The organism is Flavonifractor sp. An91, assembly GCF_002159225.1.
GTDB lineage: Bacteria > Bacillota > Clostridia > Oscillospirales > Oscillospiraceae > Flavonifractor > Flavonifractor avicola.
Genome location: NZ_NFHA01000005.1, coordinates 104,223 through 126,213, shown reverse-complemented (window position 1 = coordinate 126,213; position 21,991 = coordinate 104,223). Strand labels below are relative to the sequence as shown.

At 55.4% G+C, this 21,991-nt stretch carries 18 protein-coding genes; 12 read left to right on the top strand and 6 right to left on the bottom strand.

Annotated features, from left to right (window positions below):
* Position 1: 1 nt before the first annotated feature.
* Complete coding sequence (locus B5G42_RS05105; RefSeq protein WP_087188417.1) at positions 2-730, bottom strand: nitroreductase family protein; 729 nt, start codon at positions 728-730, stop codon at positions 2-4.
* Positions 731-760: 30 nt separating this feature from the next.
* On the opposite strand from B5G42_RS05105, the gene B5G42_RS05100 reads away from it, so the two are divergent.
* Positions 761-1,618 (top strand): RluA family pseudouridine synthase, encoded by an 858-nt coding sequence (locus tag B5G42_RS05100; RefSeq protein ID WP_087267387.1) that lies wholly within the window; start codon positions 761-763, stop codon positions 1,616-1,618.
* 3 nt (positions 1,619-1,621) lie between these two features.
* Here B5G42_RS05100 and B5G42_RS05095 read toward each other — a convergent pair whose 3' ends face one another.
* Positions 1,622-2,623, bottom strand: coding sequence for a hypothetical protein (locus tag B5G42_RS05095; protein ID WP_087267384.1), 1,002 nt, complete (start codon positions 2,621-2,623; stop codon positions 1,622-1,624).
* Positions 2,624-3,031: 408 nt separating this feature from the next.
* On the bottom strand, positions 3,032-4,096 hold the full coding sequence (locus B5G42_RS05090; RefSeq protein ID WP_087267381.1) for a branched-chain amino acid aminotransferase: 1,065 nt from the start codon (positions 4,094-4,096) through the stop codon (positions 3,032-3,034).
* 244 nt (positions 4,097-4,340) lie between these two features.
* On the opposite strand from B5G42_RS05090, the gene ychF reads away from it, so the two are divergent.
* Entirely contained in the window at positions 4,341-5,450 is a 1,110-nt protein-coding gene (gene ychF / locus B5G42_RS05085; protein ID WP_087267378.1) for a redox-regulated ATPase YchF, read from the top strand.
* Positions 5,451-5,567: 117 nt separating this feature from the next.
* Here the strand turns inward: ychF and B5G42_RS05080 are convergent, their stop codons facing one another.
* A complete protein-coding gene (locus B5G42_RS05080; protein WP_343286690.1) occupies positions 5,568-7,472 on the bottom strand; it encodes a glycogen synthase in 1,905 nt (634 codons plus the stop codon).
* A gap of 427 nt (positions 7,473-7,899) precedes the next feature.
* Positions 7,900-8,742, bottom strand: coding sequence for a helix-turn-helix domain-containing protein (locus tag B5G42_RS05070; protein WP_087267369.1), 843 nt, complete (start codon positions 8,740-8,742; stop codon positions 7,900-7,902).
* Positions 8,743-9,366: 624 nt separating this feature from the next.
* Here B5G42_RS05070 and B5G42_RS05065 point away from each other — a divergent pair.
* The 9 genes from B5G42_RS05065 to B5G42_RS05025 all read left to right on the top strand — a co-directional run bounded on the left by B5G42_RS05065 (position 9,367) and on the right by B5G42_RS05025 (position 17,037).
* The gene (locus B5G42_RS05065) at positions 9,367-9,591 is read left to right on the top strand and encodes a phosphoribosylglycinamide formyltransferase (RefSeq protein WP_087267365.1); all 225 of its coding nucleotides are present in this window, start codon (positions 9,367-9,369) and stop codon (positions 9,589-9,591) included.
* Positions 9,560-10,204, top strand: coding sequence for a recombinase family protein (locus B5G42_RS05060; RefSeq protein ID WP_087267362.1), 645 nt, complete (start codon positions 9,560-9,562; stop codon positions 10,202-10,204). The genes B5G42_RS05065 and B5G42_RS05060 overlap by 32 nt, the downstream gene beginning before the upstream one ends.
* Before the next feature lie 227 nt (positions 10,205-10,431).
* Positions 10,432-10,821, top strand: a complete 390-nt coding sequence (locus tag B5G42_RS18615) for a TM2 domain-containing protein (protein ID WP_242961135.1) — start codon at positions 10,432-10,434, stop codon at positions 10,819-10,821.
* 15 nt (positions 10,822-10,836) lie between these two features.
* Positions 10,837-11,820, top strand: coding sequence for an SPFH domain-containing protein (locus B5G42_RS05050; RefSeq protein ID WP_087267451.1), 984 nt, complete (start codon positions 10,837-10,839; stop codon positions 11,818-11,820).
* 23 nt (positions 11,821-11,843) lie between these two features.
* The gene (locus B5G42_RS05045) at positions 11,844-12,605 is read left to right on the top strand and encodes an Ltp family lipoprotein (RefSeq protein WP_087267355.1); all 762 of its coding nucleotides are present in this window, start codon (positions 11,844-11,846) and stop codon (positions 12,603-12,605) included.
* 190 nt (positions 12,606-12,795) lie between these two features.
* On the top strand, positions 12,796-13,212 hold the full coding sequence (locus tag B5G42_RS05040) for a DUF3847 domain-containing protein (RefSeq protein WP_242961134.1): 417 nt from the start codon (positions 12,796-12,798) through the stop codon (positions 13,210-13,212).
* A 2-nt stretch (positions 13,213-13,214) separates the two neighbouring features.
* Positions 13,215-14,687, top strand: coding sequence for a MobQ family relaxase (mobQ, locus tag B5G42_RS05035; protein WP_087267350.1), 1,473 nt, complete (start codon positions 13,215-13,217; stop codon positions 14,685-14,687).
* A 14-nt stretch (positions 14,688-14,701) separates the two neighbouring features.
* Complete coding sequence (locus tag B5G42_RS05030) at positions 14,702-15,322, top strand: hypothetical protein (protein WP_087267347.1); 621 nt, start codon at positions 14,702-14,704, stop codon at positions 15,320-15,322.
* 77 nt (positions 15,323-15,399) lie between these two features.
* Entirely contained in the window at positions 15,400-17,037 is a 1,638-nt protein-coding gene (locus B5G42_RS05025) for a recombinase family protein (RefSeq protein ID WP_087267344.1), read from the top strand.
* 83 nt (positions 17,038-17,120) lie between these two features.
* On the opposite strand, the gene nifJ is transcribed toward B5G42_RS05025, so the two are convergent.
* On the bottom strand, positions 17,121-20,687 hold the full coding sequence (nifJ, locus tag B5G42_RS05020; RefSeq protein ID WP_087267342.1) for a pyruvate:ferredoxin (flavodoxin) oxidoreductase: 3,567 nt from the start codon (positions 20,685-20,687) through the stop codon (positions 17,121-17,123).
* Positions 20,688-21,157: 470 nt separating this feature from the next.
* Between nifJ and B5G42_RS05015 the strand changes: the two genes are divergently transcribed.
* Positions 21,158-21,991: a magnesium chelatase domain-containing protein gene (locus B5G42_RS05015; RefSeq protein ID WP_242961133.1), complete on the top strand. Its 834-nt coding sequence runs from the start codon at positions 21,158-21,160 to the stop codon at positions 21,989-21,991.

Below are 21,991 nucleotides of genomic sequence, written 5' to 3'. Positions count from 1 at the left end.
GTTACTCCTTAAAGTTCTTCAGATACTCCTCCACCGACCGTGTCATCTCCCGGGAGAAGTCGGAGTTATACTTTCGGGCACAGAAGGCCTGGAGCCAGTCAGCATAGGGCCGCTGGCCCGCGTTATCAGCCAGCATCCGCTCCAGCTCCCCGGCGTTCATCCGGCGATAGCCGTTTTCATGAACCATGTAGGGCAGGGCCCGGCGGCGGGGCTTCTCCCGGCTCTGCTGCTGGGCGGTGGGGTAGCCGAACACCACCATGGCGGCGGGGAACACATAGTCCGGCAGGTTGAGCAGCTGCCGGTGGGTCTCGCACTGCTCCATCACGTCCCCGATGTAGCAGGAGCCGATGCCCAGGCTCCAGGCAGCGGTAACGGCGTTCTGGGCGGCGATGTTGGCATCGGAGCAGGCCAGCAGCAGGTCTCCCACCCCCGGCTTCCGGGGCTGGCAGCCGCCAGCGTCAAAGGCGTCGTACCACTTCTGACAGTCGGCGCAGAAAATCAGCACCAGAGGCGCCTGGGCGATAAAGGGCTGGTGGTCACAGGTCTCCGCCAGGGTATCTTTCAGCTTCTGATCGGTAATGTCCAGAATGGTGTACAGCTGCTGGTTGCCCGCTGTGGGGGCGGCGCAGGCGGCCTCCAGGATAGCCCGCTTGTCGTCGGGGGCAATGGGCTTTTCCAGATAGGCCCGCACCGATTTGCGGTCCCGAAGCTGATGCAAAACGTCATTCATTGACAAAACCTCCTGAATGGATGTGAAAATATGCAAGAAAAACGCTATTCCGTAGACGAGCAGGCCACCCTGCTCCCCTTCCTGCTGGCCCATGTGACCGGCAAAAGCCGCAACAGCGTCAAGTCCCTGCTCACCCGGGGCCAGGTCCAGGTGGACGGCAAGACCGTCACCCGCCACGACCATCCCCTCTTGCCGGGACAGATGGTGGTGGTACTTCCTCAGGGCGCGGGAGACAAAAAGGCCCCCTTCCCCATCCTCTACGAGGACGGCAGGCTGCTGGTCATCGAAAAGCCCGCCGGTCTGCTGAGCATGGCCACCGACAAGGAGAAGGCGCGCACCGCCTACCACATGGCCACCGACTACGTCCGCAAGGCCGATCCCCGGAACCGGATCTTCATTGTCCACCGGCTGGACCGGGCCACCTCCGGCGTGCTCCTCTTCGCCAAGGACGAGGAGACCAAGCGGGCCTTCCAGGACAACTGGGACAAGCTGGTGGGCCGCCGGGGCTATCTGGCGGTGGTGGAGGGCAGGCCTCCCAAGGACTCGGATACCATCCGTACCCTGCTGCGGGAGAACGCCGCCCACAAGGTATACTCGGTGCGCTCCGGCGGTAAGGAAGCGATAACCCATTATACCATGGTCAGCGCCGGAAAGGAATACGCCCTTCTGGAGATCGATCTGGACACCGGCCGGAAAAACCAGATCCGGGCCCACCTCAGCGAGCTGGGCTGTCCGGTAGCCGGAGACCGGGACTACGGAGCCGCCACCGATCCTCTGGGTCGGCTGTGCCTCCACGCCCATGAGCTGGTACTCACCGATCCCTTCACCGGCGAGGAGCGCATCTTCCGGGCGGAGGCCCCCGCCGGATTCCGGAAGCTGACCCGGTAAAACTTACAGCCCCAGCTTGGCCCGGGCCTGATCCCGGAAGGCCACCAGTTCCGGATAGTCGTAGAAAAAGTTCTGCTTCTGTTCCCACACCGACGTGCCGGTAGGCCTGTCGTAGAGCACGAAGTAGGAGAAGCACTCGGCGATGTCCTCGGAGGGGCTGGTGGCGGCGTAGCTGGTGATGAAGTCATCCTCATGCCGCAGATAGAAGTTGATGCTCTCCGGGTCGGCCAGCCGGTCGTCCAGATAGTCCTTCCAGAAGCGCTGGTAGAAGGCATTGAGGTAGGAGTCCGGGTTGCTTACCAGGTCGTTCTCCCCGTAGCAGTCGTAGCGCTTGGGCGCGCCGTAGGTCACCTGTTTGTCGTTCAGGGTCAGATAGTGGGCGTACTCATGGTATACCGTCTCGGTGAACTCCACGGGATCACCTGCGTCCTCCGGGTCCACCGCCAGCTCCCACTGGACGCCGTTGTCGTCCGCCGGGACCACATAGGCCAGAATTTCAGCCTCCCCGTCGGTGAAGATGGTGAAGCGGGCGAAGGGCTTCAGGCTCCCTTCGGGCAGCAGTTCATTGACCTTGTCCCACAGGGCCCGGTACTCCGCCTTGTCCGATTTATCCGGGATGAGGGTGCCGTCGGCTCCGATCTCATATTGGGCCAGGACGGGGAGCTCCTCTTCCTCCAAAGGCTCCTCCGGTTCCTCCAGATAGCGCTGGGTGAAGTCCTCATACAGCTGGTTAAGCTGCTCCACCAGCTCCTCCTCCTGAGGGAACAGTTCCCACCGGCCTACCTGGGCCCGGGCCTGCTGCAGAGGCACCAGTTCCTCCAGCAGGTTTTGGACCTGATCTTTCTCCATCTGGTTCAGCCGGTCCGCCAGCTGGCCCAGCTGAATGGTGGCCAAACGGGCCGCCTCGGTCTGGACGTCGGGACCAGTGACATCCGCCGCCGGTCTGGCACAGGCAGACAGGAACAGCAGAGGCAGTAAAAGCAAAATGGGATTGGCTCGTTTCATAACAAACACCTCGTTTTCGCCGGTCCGGAGGACCGGCGTAGTGGAGCGATTGTACCACAGTGAACCGAGCGCCGGAAGAAAGCTAAACAAATCTACAGGAAAACGTCAGATGTTCCATAGAAACGGCAGAAGGCCAGGGCCCTTGGGTCCCAGTCTTCTGCCTCAGGCTGCTGAAAAACCTCTGGCCAGAGGTTTCGGAGGGAAGGATAGTGTGAAAGGGAACCGTCAGGGTTCCCTTTCGCGTGCAGTCAAACAACTTTTGAGGACTTTTTGAAGGCCTCAAAAGTTTAACATCCTGTCAAAAAAGTGACCGCAGCCACTTTTTGACAGGATGCGGCAGAAGGACGGGACCATATGGTCTCGTCCTTCTGTCTGGGAAGGTATAGGAAGGCATAGAAGATAGCAAAGTTACAGCTTGACCACCCAGCCATAGGGATCGGGCTGGGTCCCCCACTGGATGCCGGTGAGGGTGTCGTACAGCTTCTGGGCCAGGGGGCCGATCTTGCCGCCATTGACCACAACGTGCTTGTCCTCCCAGCCCATCTCGCCGATGGGAGAGATGACAGCGGCGGTACCGGTGCCCCAGGCCTCCTTCAGGGTGCCGTTGGCGCCCGCCTCGAAGAGCTCCTCCGCGGTGATGAGCCGCTCCTCCACCTTCAGGCCCCAGCTCTTGAGCAGTTCAATGCAGGACTTGCGGGTGATGCCGGGCAGCACGGAGCCGGTGAGCATGGGGGTGACCACCGTGTCCCCGATCTGGAACATGACGTTCATGGAGCCCACTTCTTCAATATACTTGCGGTGTACGCCGTCCAGCCACAGCACCTGGGCGTAGCCCTTCTGCTCGGCCCGCTCGCCGGCCCGGATGGAGGCGGCATAGTTGCCGCCGCACTTGGTGTAGCCGGTGCCGCCCTTGACGGCCCGGACATCCTCGCTCTCCACATAGATTTTCACCGGATTGATGCCTTCGGCATAGTAGGCTCCCACAGGGCAGGTGATGATGGCGAAGATATAATCGTGGGCGGCGTGGACTCCCAGAGTGGGGGTAGTGGCGATGATGAAGGGGCGGATATACAGGGAGGTGCCGGGCTGATCGGGCACCCAGTCCGCCTCCAGCCGCACCAGCTGCTCAATGGCGGCCAGGGCGTCCTCCTCATCCAGGGGCGGGATGCACATACGCTCACAGGAAGAGTTGATGCGCTTGATGTTCTCGGTGGGACGGAAGAGCTGAATGGTACCGTCGGGAGAACGATAGGCCTTCAGGCCCTCAAAGACCTCCTGGGCATAATGGAACACCATGGCGGAGGGGTCCAGGGCAATGGGGCCGTAGGGAACGATGCGCCCGTCGTGCCAGCCCTGGCCGGCGGTATAGTCCATCAAAAACATATGGTCGGTAAAGGTTCTGCCAAACACCAGCGTGGAGGGATCGGGCTTGGGCTTGCCCACTGCGGCACGCTGAACAGGATATTCCTTCATCAGAATGGCCTCCTTGCAGTTTCATTGCTTGTATTCAGTATGACAGGGCAAAGAAAAAAAGAATGTAAACCGTGATACAATGCCGAAAATATACCGGCAGGTTTTCCTGTCTCCTTCTCCTGTATGGTAGCACAAACCGGCCGGAAAGACAACCGGGGCAAGAGTTCCTGCCCCAGCACTTGTAATTTGGCCGGGGATACGATATAATACTTGGGCTAATATGCCGAAAGAGGGTATTTAACCGATGAAATTAGGTATCGTGGGCCTGCCCAACGTGGGCAAATCGACCCTTTTCAACGCCATCACCAATGCCGGCGCTGAGAGCGCCAACTACCCCTTCTGCACCATCGACCCCAACGTGGGCGTGGTGGCCGTGCCCGACGCTCGTCTGGACGCGCTGACCGAGATGTACCACCCCAAAAAGACCACCCCCGCCGTGGTGGAGTTCGTGGACATCGCCGGTCTGGTCAAGGGCGCCAGCCAGGGCCAGGGTCTGGGCAACAAATTCCTGGCCAACATCCGGGAGTGCGACGCCATCGTCCATGTGGTGCGCTGCTTTGACGACGAGAACATCATGCACGTGGTGGCCGACACCAGCACCAACGTGCCGGTGGACCCCGCCGGGGATATCGGCGTCATCGACATCGAGCTCATCATGGCCGACGTGGAGATGGTGGAGCGCCGCATCGACAAGGCTCAGAAGGCCGCAAAGGGTGACAAGAAGTACCTGAGGGAGGTGGAGGTGTTCACCGCTCTGAAGGACTGGCTCAACGACGGCAACTCCGCCCGCTCCTTCGAGTGTGATGAGGACGACGCCGCCATCATCGCCACCGCCGAGCTGCTCTCCCTGAAGCCCATCATCTACGCCGCCAACCTGGACGAGGACGGCTTTGCCGACTGCCACAGCAACGCTTACTACAAGATCGTGGAGGATCTGGCCGCCAAGGAGGGCGCTCAGGTGATCCCCGTGTGCGCCAAGCTGGAAGCCGAGATCGCCGAGCTGGACGCCGACGAGAAGAAGATGTTCCTGGACGACCTGGGCATCGCCGAGTCCGGCCTGGACCGGCTCATCAAGGCCAGCTACGCCCTGCTGGGTCTGATCTCCTTCCTCACCTCCGGTGAGGACGAGTGCCGTGCCTGGACCATCAAGAAGGGCACCAAGGCTCCCCAGGCTGCCGGTAAGATCCACACCGACTTTGAGCGTGGCTTCATCCGGGCCGAGGTGGTCAACTTTGACGACCTGATGGCCTGCGGCTCCATGAACGCCGCCAAGGAAAAGGGCCTGGTCCGGTCCGAGGGCAAGGAGTACATCATGAAGGACGGCGATATCGTCCTCTTCCGCTTCAATGTTTAAGCCCCCTTTTCCCCATATGCCGCCACAAGCAGTTTGACAGCAAGGCTCCCTGATGCAGTGTCCTGCATCAGGGGGCCTTTTCTTATGGACCGGTTTCTATTTCTTCTTTTCAGAACTTTACCACTGAGTCAGTTCCAGGTACAGGTCCTTGTACTGGCGGGCAGACTTCTCCCAGGAGACGTCCTTGGCCATATCCCGCTGGACCACCTCGTCCCAATGGTAACGGTTGTTGAAGTAAAGCGACTTGGCCCGGTTGATGGCGTCCAGCAGCAGACCGGCGTCATACCGGTCAAAGGTGAAGCCGTTGCCCTCGCCATTGAACTCGTTGTAGGGCTCCACGGTATCCTTCAGTCCGCCGGTCTCACGAACGATGGGCAGGGTGCCATAGTGCATGGCGTTGAGTTGGGTCAGACCGCAGGGCTCAAAGCGGGAGGGCACCAGCAGGGCGTCCGCACCGGCATAAATACGGTGGGCTCTCCCCTCGTCATACTGGATGCAGGCGCTAAAGGTGCCCTTGTAGCTCCCTTCATAGGCCCGGAAGGCGTCCTCATACTGCTTGTCACCAGTACCCAGCACCACCACCTGTGTGTTGCCGTCCAGCACCTGGGGAACGATGGCGTTGACCAGATCCAGGCCCTTCTGGTTGGTGAGCCGGGAAATCAATCCAATGACAAATTTGCCGGTGTCCTGCTCCAGACCCAGTTCCTTCTGGAGGGCCAGCTTATTAGCCATCTTGTGGTCAAGCACGTTGCCCAGACCGTAGTTTTCCGCCAGGGCGGGGTCGGTCTCCGGGTTCCACATACCGTAGTCAATGCCGTTGACGATGCCCCGGAGCTTGTGGCTGTGATAGCGCAGGTGATCCTCCAGCCGCTCGCCGTACTCACTGGTCTGGATCTCCCAGGCGTAGGTACCGCTGACGGTGGTGATCCGGTCGGCGTAGGCCAGGCCGCCTTTGAGCATATTGGCCTCCACCCAGTCCTGCTTCAACGCGCCCATGCCGAAGGCCTCGTCAGGCAGGCCGGACCAGTACTTGATGGTGGGGATATTGTACACGCCCTGGAAGCGGAGGTTATGGATGGTGATCACCGATCTGGCCCGGCCCACCGGGGAGTCCTTGAACAGGGTACGCAGATACACCGGCACCAGAGCCGCCTGCCAGTCGTGGCAGTGGACCACGTCGGGAATCCAGTTCATGTAGTTCAGGGCAGCCAGGGCGGCCTTGCTGAAAAAGCAATACTTGGGGATATCGTCCACCAGATTGGTGTAGGGATTGCCCCAGGAGAAGAACTCCTCGTTGTCAATAAAGTCGTACACCACGCCGTCCCAGATGTACTCCATGATCCCCACATAGTAGCTGCGGCCGGTGTTGCCCAGGTCCATGTAGAATTCGCCCCGGTAGATCATCTTGTTCTGATACTCCTGGGGAATGCAGGCATAGCGGGGCAGGATCACCCGGACGTCACAGTTCAGCCGGGCCAGCTCCCGGGGCAGGGCATACATTACATCTCCCAGACCGCCTGTCTTTACAAAGGGATGGCACTCCGAGCCGATGAAGGCCACGCTCCGGCGGGGCAGGTTGGGCTCTTCCATCACCGGGGCAGTCTCGGCCACCGCGGGGGTGCTTTCCGGCTCGACCACAGGGGCCTTTGCCTTCCGTTTGTCGGCAGAGGCGGCCTTCTTTTTCGTGGACGCCGTCTTTTTGGCGGGCGTGGACTTTTTCGCGGCGGAGGCCGTCTTTTTAGCAGGCTCCGCTTTTTTCGTAGTGGGGGCTGCCTTTTGGGCAGGCTCAGCTTCCTTTGCCGCGGGAGCCGCCTTCTTGGCAGGCTCAGCTTCCTTTGCCGCGGGAGCCGTCTTCTTGGCAGACTCAGTTTCCTTCGTGGCAGGGGCCGCCTTTGGGGCGGGCTCAGCCTCTTTCGCGGCAGGAGCCGTCTTTTTCTTTGCGGCGGCTGTCTTTTCCGGGGCAGGCGCAGCCTCCTTCGCAGTGGAGGCGGGGCTTACTGCGGCGGGAATCTCCTTTTCCACAGGCTTCTTTTCAGCCGCAGCCTTTTTTACGTTCGCGGAGTCCGATTTTTCCCGTGCCATTCTAATTCTCCCTTTCACATATGATCCGAATGACAAAGCCCCTGCCACTTCAGAGATCTGCGTGCTCAATGCAGAGGCAAAATTTGCTGACGCTAAAAATATAACACATCTACGCTCATTTTTACAGTCCTTTTTGGTATATCCCAGCTGCAAATCCATAATTTTACTAAAGCATGATACATATAAGTGGATTGTTCCAGTTTTTTGCTTCACAGGGCAGAATAAAAAGACCCCCGGGCTGTTAGACGGGTGCTCGTAAGAAAGTAATTCACTCAAAATTACACTTACGGCATCTGTCAGACGGGATTGGGTAAATGAAATATGCTGGACATGGTTGATTTTAACCGTGTCCAGCATATTTTTTTGCCTATTTGCGCTTTCTTTTTCCTTTTCCGTGGGTCATGTTGGTTTTCCCCCGCTGGTTAATAGAGGATTTCAGATGTTTGGACAGTTTCAAGACCTCGATGATATTGATAAATTGCTCCATCGTGATCGCATCATAGTCAATACCAAAGGTTGCGAGGAAAATGCGGGCCTGCTTTTCCGCATTGCTGCCTTTGTAGTTCGTGGCTTCCTGCAAACTCTTTTGCATATCCAGCGCCGGGGAATGGCTGTCCGCAGTGGTTGCATCATTTTGATGGGCTTCCCGAATATCCCGAAGGATCAGTTTCAAATCGTCAGAAATAACATGGCCAAAATACTCGTCCTCTTGTATTTGTGCAAGTTCCAGCGTCCGCAGGTACAGATCATTTTCCGTTTCTCCCTGCTGCATCAGTACCATTTGGCGGACGGCTTGCAGTACGGCGTTCATATCGTTGATCCGCATATCTGCGATCCGATCCACATAAATCTCCGCATCCAGCATCATTTTCTGAAAATCATGGTGACTGATAATTTCCGACAGCAGCCGGTGGTTGAATTTCCCGGCTTTCAGAACATCAATCGCATCATCACTCAGGTGCAGAGCACTCAACTCTGTGTCTGAGTGATTTTTTTGTTCTGACACACCTAACAGATAGTCCGTAGTCACATGATAAAACTTTGCCAGCGTGACGATGGCAAAAGGGCTGATGTCTTTATAATCGTCATTCTCGTATTTGCCGAGTGCAGATTTGGAAAGCCCGGTCTGGTCGGCCAGCTGTTCTAAGGTAAGTCCGTGCTCCACCCGCAAATCCTTCAATTTTTCCTGAATCGTTAAGGTCGTATTCATGCCAAGCCTCCCCGCTGCTCCATTTCTTTTATTATAACACAGCTCGTCCATAAGCGTGGAAATTCCTGCTTTTTCAGGGCATTTTCCATCCTTTTGGATATACGGGAATGGTCATGTTTTTTCGCTAAAATGTACTTGTCGCAAGACTTCGCAGCTTGAAAAGTACATGACCGTCCGAATGGGATATGCCGGTTGGCGAAGCAGCGCCAGAATCAGCCTCGGGACAATTTGTCCCGAAGCTGCGAGCGTGCCAAGGCTGGGGATACGCCGGGGTGAGATTCCCGGGCAGGAACGGCATTCGGGAAAAACGGCGCTTAAAAACACAGGCAAAAATCAATCCATGTGAAATCAGCGAACAAACGGCAATTTTTGTATTGCCGCCCATACCAAAGAGCGTTGCACCGCACAGCGTACACAGTACAGCGTTCTGTGTGGATATTCGCTGTTTTACTTGATTTTGCACAAACCAGCAAAACGGGAAAGCGGGTGCTGTGAACAGGGCATCACAAGCAAAAATTCCAGTTTGAAATCGAGTTTTACCAAAACAATGCTTTGCAGTAAATGGAATTTATCACGGAATAGATTCTGTTCGCCGCAGAGCCAACAAAACAGGAGGACTTTTCTATGAGCAACCACGAGAATTACAGGAATGAGATCAAAGCCTACATTGTCAGGGCTGGCATGACCATGAGCGAGGTAGTGGAGATTTTGGCTGACGAATATGGATGGAGCAGCAGCGTCCCCAACCTGTCCGGGAAATTAAAGCGTGGTTCTTTACGCTATGGCGAGGCGGTGGAGTTGGCGGATGTGCTGGGGTATGACATTGTGTGGCAGAAACGGAGGAAATAAGATCGAGCAGAAAATTTATGGGTACATCCGTGTTTCCACCAGAGAGCAGAATGAAGATCGCCAAGTCATTGCCCTCCGAGAAGTGGGCGTACCTGAGAAAAATGTTTATATCGACAAACAGTCCGGCAAGGATTTCGAGCGTCCGCAGTATAAGAAACTGCTGCGAAGAATGAAAAAAGACGATCTGCTCTATATCAAGAGCATCGATCGTCTGGGACGCAATTACGCAGAAATATTGGAGCAATGGCGCTTTCTCACAAAGGAAAAAGGCATTGACATTGTGGTTCTGGATATGCCGCTTCTGGATACACGGAGAGGTAAGGATTTACTGGGAACTTTCCTCAGTGACATTGTGCTGCAAGTACTGTCTTTTGTGGCAGAGAACGAGCGCACCAACATCCGTCAGCGGCAGGCTGAGGGAATCGCAGCGGCAAAAGCCAAGGGCATTCGGTTTGGGCGGCCACCCAAACCGCTGCCCAAGAATTTCCATTCCGTTTACCAGCGTTGGAAAATGGGAGAAATCACCGGGACGGCAGCAGCAAAGGAATGTGGGATGCCCCTTGCCACCTTCCGCTACCGGGCAGAGATTTACGAAAAAGCCAAGTTGTTGTAAAGGGGGTGTTTTTACAGGAATGTGTACCTTTCTGTAAAAGGTGCAAAAGCTTAACAAATTTATTATATCATGCAGCAACAAAATTTTCCACATCAATTTGACGAAAAGCCACACAAAACAGCGAAGTAAAAACTGGTTATGTTTTCTTTACAGAAAGGTACACGATTTTGCATTTGTAATCCCAGCGAGAGCTTTTATCAATTTTAAGACAGGGAGAGGAATCAATTATGGCAGCAAAATGTCCGGTGTGTGGAGCACCGATGGAAAACAACAGCTGCGGATATTGCGGATACAAAGAAGAAACCATCCCCAATTCTGCAACTGTACCGCCTCAGCCGGGGCAGCCCTTTGTTCAATCGCAGGTTATTATCAACAATCAAACCATCCCCAATCCGGGGGTAGTGCCGGGAGTCAGCAAGAAAAATAAGATGGTCGCACTGTTACTTTGCATCTTCTTGGGCGTGCTTGGCGTACACAGGTTTTATGTGGGTAAGATCGGTACTGGCCTCCTCTACCTGTTTACGGTCGGTTTGTTTGGAATTGGCTGGATCATTGACATCATCTTGATTGCGGTTGGCTCCTTCAAAGATCAATTTGATTTGCCGCTGCGTCAGTAAGAAGGCGGTGGTTGTATGGGACTGTTGGATGCAGTAAAGGACCAGTTTCTTGATGTAATCGAGTATGTAGATCAGAGTAACAAGCTGATTGTTTCCAAATACCAGCGTGAAAGTGGAAATAATGAATTGAAACAGGGTTCCAAGGTAATCGTGCGGGAAAGTCAGAACGCTGTTTTTTTGAAGGGCGGAAAGCTTGCCGATATTCTGCCGCCCGGAACCTATTCACTGACAACGGATAACTTTCCGGTGCTGTCCAGCCTCAAGGCATTCCCTTATTTATTCGTTTCTCCGGTAATTGCCGATGTGTACTTTGTGAGCACCAGACAATTCATCGACAATAAATGGGCGACCAAGAATCCGATTATGAAGCGTGATAAGGACTTTAATATGGTTCGTATCCGTTCCTTTGGAAAATTTGCTTTTCGCATCACCGATGTTCCAGCTTTTATGAGGGAGATCTTTGGGACAAAGGGAATTGTGATGACCTATGATATTGTCGAATACCTTTCTTCCATGGTCACAGAAGCTTTCTCAACCGTAGTAGCGGAAAGCGAGATGTCCGTGCTTGATCTGGCCACAGAATATCGAAAACTATCTGGTGAGCTTCAACAGAGACTAAATGCACAAGCTGCTGCAATGGGTGTGCAGTTCAGTGATATTCTCATTGAAAATATCTCCCTGCCCGACGAGGTTGAAAAACTGATTGACGAGCAATCCGGGATTGGCATGGCAAAACAGGATATGACAACCTTTATGCAGTATCAGACCGCCAGAGCTATGCGGGATGCCTCCAAGCAGAGAGGCGGATTAGCTGGACTGGGTGCTGGTATGGCTTTGGGCAATACAATGGCACAAGGAATTCAGGCAACTGTTAATCCTGCCGCTTCCAAGAGCATGGTCGAACAACTGCGGGAATTGAAGGAACTACTGGACGAGGGCATACTGACACAGGACGAGTTTGATGCACAAAAGAAAGCAATTTTAGAAAAGCGGTCATAACCGTTGAGAAAGAGGAGAGAGAAATGGCGAAACAACCTAAAATTCGAGTGTGTAAAAATTGCAACAACCCACTTCCAGAGAAAGCGACTGTATGTCCGTCATGCGGGGCCAAAAACAAAAAGCCCATCTATAAGAAATGGTGGTTCTGGCTGATTATTGCCCTGATTGTGATTGGCGCAGCCTCAAGCGGCGGTACTGAGTCTGATCCTTCTGATAATCAGCCTTCTTCTTCGGTTTCTTCTGGAATCGACAATGATGCAACTTCTGGTGATGTTTCTTCTGGCGAGACGGAGGATGCTTCCTCGAACGAACCTTCTGAAACTGACTCCATCCCCAAAGAGTACAAATCCGCTCTGAAAAAAGCGGAATCTTATAGTGACATAATGCATATGTCAAAGGCCGCAATCTACGACCAACTCGTGTCTGAATATGGTGAACAGTTCTCAGAGGAAGCCGCACAGTATGCCATCGACAATCTGGTTGCTGACTGGAATGCAAATGCTTTGGCCAAGGCCGAGGATTACGCAAAGACCATGCAAATGTCGAAAGCTGGAATCTATGACCAGTTGATTTCTGAATATGGTGAGAAATTTACGCCAGAAGAAGCTCAATACGCCGTGGATAATGTAGAAGCCGATTGGAAAGCAAATGCACTTGCAAAGGCGGAAAGCTATCAGGAAATGATGAGTATGTCTCCCAGTGCAATCTATGATCAGCTGGTTTCTGAGTATGGAGAAAAATTCACTGCGGAAGAAGCGCAGTATGCTATTGATAACCTGAGTTGACAAATATCCCTTGGTAACAAGGGCGCACTTCTATACAGGGTAAACCCTGTATGCGTGCGCTCTGCGAGGCAAACAGCCCGGACGATGGAAGTCCGGGCTGTTTTGCGTCACTTCGTTCCGTACAAGGGGCTGTACCCCTTGCGCCGCTTATGCGGCTATCCCTGCCCGCTTTGGATGGGAATCAATCTGTTTGCACAGACAGTTTCCCATCCAAAGCCTAAAACTCAACACGCAAATTTTACCGCTTGTCCGAAAGACAGGCGGTATTTTTTATCTGCAAATAAAGGAGGAATCTACGATGCCAACAACCGAAAAACTGAAACAGGAGATCGCAGACGCAGAAAAGAGGCTGGCGCAGGAGCGCAGTAGGCTCCAGCGGCTGCAAAACCGGAAATCCTATTATGAGAAGGGAGACCGGAAGAAACGGGCGCACCGCCTCATTACCAGAGGGGCCGCCGTGGAGAGCATCGCACCGCTGGTAAAGGCTTTGAGCGAAACGGAGTTTTATGCTTTCACGGAAAAGGTTTTTACCTTGCCGGAAGTCAGGGCTTTGTTGATGGAGGCAGTCAATGCACACAATCAGGCAAGCCAGAAAGGAAAGGGATAAGTATCGCACTATTTCACTTCCATGTTACACAGATCAAACGCAGCGCAGGGCAATCCGCTGTTGCGTCCGCTGCTTACCGATCCGGTGAAAAGCTGCACAGCGAGTATTACGGAGAGGACAGTGACTACACCCAGAAAGGCGGTGTCCTCTGTTCTGAAATCCTGCTGCCGCCCCACGCTCCTCCTTCCTTCGCAGACAGGCAAACTCTGTGGAACGAGGTGGAAAAGGCAGAACGGGGCAAGAAAGCCCAGCTTGCATACAGTTTTGACATTGCCTTGCAGAACGAGTTTTCCATGCAGGAGAACATCGGCCTTGCAAGGCAATTTTTATTGGAGCAGTTTGTGAGCCGGGGCATGGTGGTGGATTTCTCCGTTCACGCCCCCGACAAGGAGGACGGCGGCATTGCCAACCCGCATTTTCATGTCATGTGTCCCATCCGTCCCCTGCTGCCCGATGGAAAATGGGGCAACAAGCAGCGGCGGGAATATCTCTTGGATGAAAACGGGGAGCGCATACGGGATGAAGCAGGAAACTATGTGTTCAACGCTGTCCCCACTACGGACTGGGGCAAACCGGAAACGCTGGAACATTGGCGGGAACAGTGGGCGGCAATGTGCAATGCTCGATTTGCCGGGAAAGGTCTGGAATGCCGCATCGACCACCGCAGCTACGAGCGTCAGGGTGTGGAGCAGCTTCCTACTGTTCATGAGGGGCCGGCGATCCGCCAGATGGAGGCAAGAGGTATCCGTACTGATAAGGGCGATTTCAACCGCTGGGTGAAGGCGACCAATGCTTTGATCGGCAAGCTGAAAAAGAAAATTACGGCGCTACTTGACTGGCTGAAAGAAGCGCATGGGGAATTGAGCAAACCGCAAGTCCCCAATCTGGCGCAGCTGCTCAGCGAGTATTACACCAACCGCAGCACAGGCGCATGGAGCCGGAAAGCGAAAATCGGAAATCTCAAAGAGTTCAATGAGATTTGTAATTATCTCATGCAGAACCATTTGACAACGCCGAAACAGTTGCAGGAGCGTGTATCTGCGCTGAGTGACCGCATTGACATTTTGAAAAGCACCCTGCGTGGCAAATCTGACCGCATGAAGGAGTTGGAGGAACTCCTTCGCATGGTGCAGTTTTACACCGACGGAAAGCCTGTTGCTGACAAGCTGGCAGCCATCAAGTGGAAAGGTAGGCGTGAGCAATTCATGTCTGAAAATGAAAATGCACTCCGCCTGTATCACATGGCAGAGCGCAAATTAAAACCGCATTTTAAGGACGGAAAATTGCCGGTCATTGCATGGCGCAAAGAGCATGACCGTCTGGAACAGGAATATAAGACGGGGCAGGCAGAACTTTCACCCATCTATGCGGAGGTGAAAAAGCTTTGGCAGATCAAATACAAGGTAGAACAAGTTGTTCGTGCGCAGGAAAATCACGAGCAGAGCCGCAGGAAACAGCAGCAGCTCGACCATTAAGGAGGATTTCAAAGATGGAACTCAACTGGAAAGAGGATCGTAACCTCATAAGGAAACTCGCAAAAATACTTCTCGGAGATACGCTGCCCAATGGTGAGCCTGTAAGTTCACTCATATCGCTTGATGATACTTCACGGGCTGAATTGCAGCGGTGGGCAAATATGAGTGATGCGGAATTTGCAGCCGCACAACTCAGCGGCGATTCCATCCGCATTGATGTGGATGATGTCATCAAACAACTGGAAGAAAAATATGCCCTTGACCCACAGTTGCTCGATGAATTGCTTTCGGGTTTTGATGCAGATGATTTGGAACTTTGGGAAGAAATCAGTCAATGGGAAGATTCTGCCCATGGCGAACCAACGGAATATTTTTTCTCCAATCCTGATCCCTATTTCAAGCCCGAATCGCTGCCGCCCGACCGCCCCACACACAATTTCTGGTTTGACGAGACTGGACATATCCGTGTGAAAAATCCATCTGCTTTCTGGCTGCCGGAGTTCACTTTACAGCGTGAGATCGGCGGCACCATTTACACCATCACGGGCAGCTATGACGGGACAGAAACGCTGGATAGAAAGATGGAGCGTATTCTGACTGAAAAGTTTACAGAAAATACGGAGGATGATGAATGACAAATACCGGGAATCTTGGTACAATAGAAGCAACCAATCCTGTACTGACAGTTGCCCCTTTGAAGGAGGATACAGAAATGTTACGGGCAACTGATAAAATCACCGCACTCTATTGCCGCCTCTCCCAAGAGGATGCCAACGAGGGCGACAGTAATTCCATCACCAACCAAAAGGACATCCTGCTCCGATACGCAAAAGAGCACCGCTTCCCGAATCCAACATTTTTTGTGGATGACGGATACAGCGGCACAAACTATGACCGCCCCGGATTTCAGCAGATGCTGTCAGAAATTGAAGCGGGGAAAGTGGCTGTTGTGCTGTCGAAAGACCTGTCCCGTCTGGGGCGAAATTCCTCGCTGACGGGCTTGTATATCAACTTCACTTTTCCGAAATATGGTGTGCGCTATATCGCCATCAACGACCACTTTGACACCATTGACCCCAACAGCACCGACAACGATGTTGCGGGAATCAAAAACTGGTTCAATGAGTTTTTTGCCAAGGATACCAGCCGCAAAATCCGTGCGGTACAGAAGGCCAAGGGCGAGCAGGGAATCCCGCTGACAACCAATATCCCCTTTGGTTACCGCAAAGACCCGGAGGATCGGACAAAGTGGGTCGTGGATGAGGCAGCCGCTCTTGTGGTCAAGCGTATCTTTAAGCTGTGTATGGAAGGCCGGGGGCCGATGCAGATTGCCAAACTCTTGCAGGCGGAACAGGTGCTCAACCCTACCGCCTATAAGCGGAGAGAGGGCATTAACACCCCAAGTCCTGAAACCGCTGATCCGTACCACTGGAACCCCAATACCGTTGTTCATATTCTGGAACGGCGGGAATACACCGGCTGTACGGTTAATTTCAAGACCTACACCAACTCCATCTGGGACAAGAAGCAGCGGGAAACGCCCATTGAGAAGCAGGCGGTATTCTACAACACCCATCCGGCTATCATTGAGCAGGAAGTCTTTGACAAGGTGCAGGAGATCCGCAAGCAGCGCCACCGAAGGACAAAAACCGGAAAGAGTAGCCTGTTCTCCGGCATGGTTTACTGTGCTGACTGCGGGGCAAAGATGCGCTACTGCACCACCAACTACTTTGAGAAGCGGCAAGACCATTTTGTATGCGCCAGCTACCGCAGCAACACGGGAACCTGTTCAGCCCATTTCATCCGGGCGGTTGTACTGGAAGAATTGGTCTGGATGCACATGAAAACGGTTATCTCCTATGTAACCCGGCATGAAGCGCATTTCCGGGCAGTGATGGAGCATAGACTCCGGTTGTCCAGCGAAGAAGCTGTCCGGGGATACAAGAAGCGTCTGGCGCAGGCAGAACGCCGTCTTGGGGAACTTGACCGGCTGTTCATCCGTATCTATGAGGATAATGTGGCCGGAAAGCTCTCTGATGAACGGTTTGCGCTGATGAGCAAGACCTATGAGGACGAGCAGATGCAGCTTAAAGCGGAAATCCAGACCTTGCAGCAGGAAATCGAAGTACAGGAACGACAGATTGAAAATTTGGAGCAGTTCATCCAGCGGGTACACAAATACGAGGATTTGCAGGAAATGACCCCCTACGCCTTGCGGGAGCTTGTCAAGGGCATCTACATCGAAGCACCTGACAAGAGCAGCGGGAAGCGCAGACAGGGCATCCGCATCTCTTATGACCTTGTGGGTTTTATCCCTGTGGACGAACTGATGAAACAGGAAACGGCATGACCAAAGCCATGCCGTTCCTGCAAAAAGTAATATTACTTTCTTATGACCCCCGGCCATTGCCCGGGGGTCTTTTTGGTGATCAATTACTTGTACAGCTCCACCAGACGGGTCAGGTGCTCCCAACGCTCCTTGGCGGCCTCTTCGTTCTGAGCGAAGAGCTCCTTGGCGCGCTCGGGGAAGGCACGGGTCAGGGAGGAGTAACGAGCCTCGTTCATCAGGAACTCCTGATAGCCGCCAGCGGGGGCCTTGGAGTCCAGGGTGAAGGGGTTCTTGCCCTCGGCCTTGAGAGCGGGGTTGTACCGGAACAGGTTCCAGTAGCCGCAGTCCACAGCCTTCTTCATCTCCTGCTGGCAGTTGGCCATGCCGCCCTTGATGCTGTGCATCTCACAGGGAGCGTAGCCGATGACCAGGGAAGGACCATGATAGGCCTCGGCCTCGGTGATGGCCTTCAGGGTCTGGTTGGGATTGGCGCCCATGGCGATCTGGGCCACATAGACGTAGCCGTACTGCATGGCGATCTCAGCCAGGCTCTTCTTGGGCTGGGTCTTACCGGCAGCGGCGAACTGAGCCACCTGGCCGATGTTGGAGGACTTGGAAGCCTGTCCGCCGGTGTTGGAGTACACCTCGGTGTCGAACACGAAGATGTTGACGTCCTCACCGGAAGCGATGACGTGATCCAGGCCGCCGTAGCCGATGTCGTAGGCCCAGCCGTCGCCGCCGAAGATCCAGACGGACTTCTTGTTCAGGTACTCCTTCTCCTTCAGGATCTCACGGACCAGGGTGCAGGCCTCGCAGGTGCAGCCCTCGCGCTGGCCGATAACGGCCTCCATGGCGGCGATGTAAGCCTTAGCGGCCTCGCCGTTGGCAATGCCGTCCTCCATGGTGTCCAGCCACTTCTGAGCGGCGGCGGCGATGGTCTCGTCCACATAGTCGATGGCGATCAGCTTGCGGGTCTGGTCGGCCAGACGGTCGCGGATGGCCTTCTGACCCAGGTACAGGCCCAGGCCGTGCTCGGCGTTATCCTCGAACAGGGAGTTGGCCCAGGTGGGACCCTTGCCTTCCTTGTTGACGGTGTAGGGAGAGGTAGCAGCGGGGCCGCCCCAGATGGAGGAACAGCCGGTGGCGTTGGAGACATACATCCGGTCGCCGCACACCTGGGTGATCAGGCGGGCATAGGCGGTCTCAGCACAGCCGGCGCAGGAGCCGGAGAACTCAAGCAGAGGCTGCTTGAACTGGCTGCCCTTGACAGTGGCGATATCCTCCACGTCGGCCTTGGGGGCAACCTTGGCCACCATGTAGTCGAAGACTTCCTGCTCGGCAGCCTGGGACTCCTGGGGCTTCATGGTCAGAGCCTTCACGGGGCAGGTGCTCACGCAGACGGTGCAGCCCATGCAGTCCAGGGGGCTGACAGCCAGAGCGAACTTGTACACGCCCTTGCCCTTGCCGGCCTTGATGTCCACGATCTTCGCCTGAGCGGGGGCGTTCTTGGCCTCCTCCTCGGTGAGGGCGAAGGGACGGATGGTGGCGTGGGGGCAGACATAGGAGCACTGGTTACACTGGATACACTTGGAGGCATCCCACTCGGGCACGGACACGGCCACGCCGCGCTTCTCGTAAGCGGCAGCGCCCTGCTGGAAGGTGCCGTCCTCGTGGCCGTTGACAAAGGCGGAAACAGGCAGGCTGTCGCCGTCCATGCGGCCCACGGGCTCCATGATCTCCTTGACCATCTTCACGGTCTCGGCCTTGCCCTCCAGGTGCTCGGCAACAGGCTTGTCCTCGGCGGTAGCCCAGGAAGCGGGAACCTCGAACTTGTGGAAGGCGGTGGCGCCGGCGTCGATGGCCTTGTGGTTCATGTCAACCACGTCCTGGCCCTTCTTCAGGTAGGAGTGGGTAGCAGCGTCCTTCATGTACTGGATGGCCTCGGCCTCGGGCATCACCTTAGCCAGCTTGAAGAAAGCGGACTGCAGGATGGTGTTGGTACGCTTGCCCATGCCGATCTCGATGGCCAGGTCGATGGCGTTGATGGTGTAGACCTGGATGTTGTGCTCGGCGATGTAGCGCTTGGCCACGGCGGGCATATGGTGATCCAGCTCCTCATCGCTCCACTGGCAGTTGATCAGGAACACGCCGCCGTCCTTCACGTCGCGGACCATGGGGAAGCCCTTGACGATGTAAGCGGGCACGTGGCAGGCCACGAAGTCGGCCTTGTTGATGTAGTAGGGAGCGCGGATGGGCTGATCGCCGAAGCGCAGGTGGCTGATGGTCACGCCGCCGGTCTTCTTGGAGTCATACTGGAAGTAAGCCTGGACGTACTTGTCGGTGTGGTCGCCGATGATCTTGATGGAGTTCTTGTTGGCGCCCACGGTGCCGTCGCCGCCCAGACCCCAGAACTTGCACTCGATGGTGCCGGGAGCAGCGGTGTTGGGAGCGGGCTTCTCCTCCAGAGAGGTGAAGGTGACGTCGTCCACGATACCCACGGTGAACTGACGCTTGGGCTGATCCTTGGTCAGCTCCTCATACACGGCAAACACGTTGCTGGGCGGGGTGTCCTTGGAGCCCAGGCCGTAGCGGCCGCCGATGATGGTAGCCTGACGGCCGGCGTTGGCGAAGGCGGTAACCACATCCAGGTACAGAGGATCGCCCTGAGCGCCGGGCTCCTTGGTGCGGTCCAGCACAGCGATCTTGGTGGCGGTGGCAGGAATGGCCTCCAGCAGCTTGTCGGCGCGGAAAGGACGATACAGGCGGACCTTCACCAGGCCGACCTTCTCGCCGTGAGCGTTCAGGTAGTCGATGACTTCCTCAGCCACGTCGCAGATGGAACCCATGGCGATGATGACGCGGTCAGCGTCGGGAGCGCCATAGTAGTTGAACAGCTGATAGTTGGTGCCCAGCTTAGCGTTGACCTTGCCCATGTACTCCTCGACGATGCCGGGGATAGCGTCGTAGTACTTGTTGGCAGCCTCGCGGTGCTGGAAGAAGATGTCGCCGTTCTCGTGAGAACCGCGCATCACAGGATGCTCGGGGTTCAGGGCGCGCTTGCGGAAAGCTTCCACAGCGTCCATGTCCACCATGTCCTTCAGGTCATCGTAGTCCCAGATAGCGATCTTCTGGATCTCGTGGGAGGTACGGAAGCCGTCGAAGAAGTTCAGGAAGGGAACGCGGCCCTTGATGGCGGCCAGGTGGGCAACGGCGCCCAGGTCCATAACCTCCTGGGGATTGGACTCACACAGCATGGCAAAGCCGGTCTGGCGGCAGGCCATAACGTCGGAGTGATCGCCGAAGATGTTCAGCGCGTGGGTGGCCACGGTACGGGCGGACACGTGGAACACGCAGGGCATCAGCTCACCGGCCAGCTTGTACATATTGGGGATCATAAGCAGCAGGCCCTGAGAAGCGGTGTAAGTAGTGGTCAGGGCACCGGCGGCCAGGGAGCCGTGAACGGTACCGGCGGCGCCAGCCTCAGACTGCATCTCCACCACATTGACGGTAGTACCGAAAATGTTCTTCCGGCCCTGAGCGGCCCACTGGTCCACGTTGTCGGCCATGGGGCTGGACGGAGTGATGGGGTAGATACCCGCCACTTCGGTGAAGGCGTAAGACACGTGGGCGGCTGCGGTGTTACCGTCCATGGATTTCAGCTTTCTAGCCATTGAAACGATTCCTCCTTGTTCGTTGTTCCAGGGCAATGGGAATCGGTCCCCGCCTCTCCCAAAGACCGGGCCGGATTCCCATTACCCTGGCTTTTTCCCCGCTTACCGGAAAGAAACTTTCCCGGAGCGCCTTCATTGTAACACCATCCAAACCGTTTGTAAATCAAATCTTACTTATCTATGAAAATTTTCTTCAAATTCTCAAATTCCTAGGAATACACCCGGTTTTACCGCTTTTACTCGAAAAAAATTCAGAACTCCCTTTTTTCTGCTGAACCGCCCGTACTAGACTTCATATTCTGGAAAATTGCCGTCTTTGGAAGCCCCTCTCCCCTGTTTTGCAGACTGTCAGACAACCCGTACCTGTCCCTCCGCTCTGGCAGCAGACGCCCTTATGTGCTATAATTTAATATGGTATAAGATTACAGCCCCCGGAGCCGCGGCCCGGGGCGGAAAGAAGGCGACAGGCCATGCTGTGTGAAGTGCGTTCCCTGGGGCTCACCGGCATCTCAGGCTATGAGGTGCGGGCGGAGTGCGACCTGTCCGGCGGGCTGCCCGCCTTTGAGATCGTAGGCCTGCCCGACGCGGCGGTGAAAGAGGCCCGGGACCGGGTACGCGCCGCCATCAAAAACTGCGGCTTCTCCTTCCCGGTTTCCCGCATTACCGTCAATCTGGCCCCGGCGGACCGTAAAAAGGGAGGCACGGTATATGACCTGCCCATCCTGGTAGGTATCCTGGCGGCGGGAGAGCAGCTCCGCCTGCCGGCCCGCCCCTGCGCCTTTGTGGGAGAGCTGTCCCTGTCCGGTCAGCTGCGGCCCATCCCCGGTATGCTGCCCATGGCCCTGGCCGCCGTTCGGGCGGGTATCAAGGATCTGTACGTCCCCGCCTCCTCCGCCGCTGAGGCTACCCTGGCCGGCGCTGTGAATGTCTACCCGGTGGAGAGCGTCTCCCAGTTGGTGGCCCACCTGCGGGGGGAGACCCCCATCCTCCCCGCCGACCCCTGGACACCGGGGGCCGACCTGGAGGCGGAACTGGACTTCGCCGACGTGAAGGGCCAGGAAAACGGCAAGCGGGCCCTGGAGATCGCCGCCGCGGGAGGCCACAACCTTTTTACGATGTGCTACATTATCATGGCTCTGGAAAATCAGTATTTATACGACTTTTTAAGATTTCATTCGTTATATACCCATCTATTTTCAGAGTACTTTTTACTCAATATACCGAAGTCGATTTTATTTTTTAAAGAAAAAAGGAAGGCTGATTTGACTCAACCTTCCTTTTATTTTGTCTTTCCAAAAGTATAA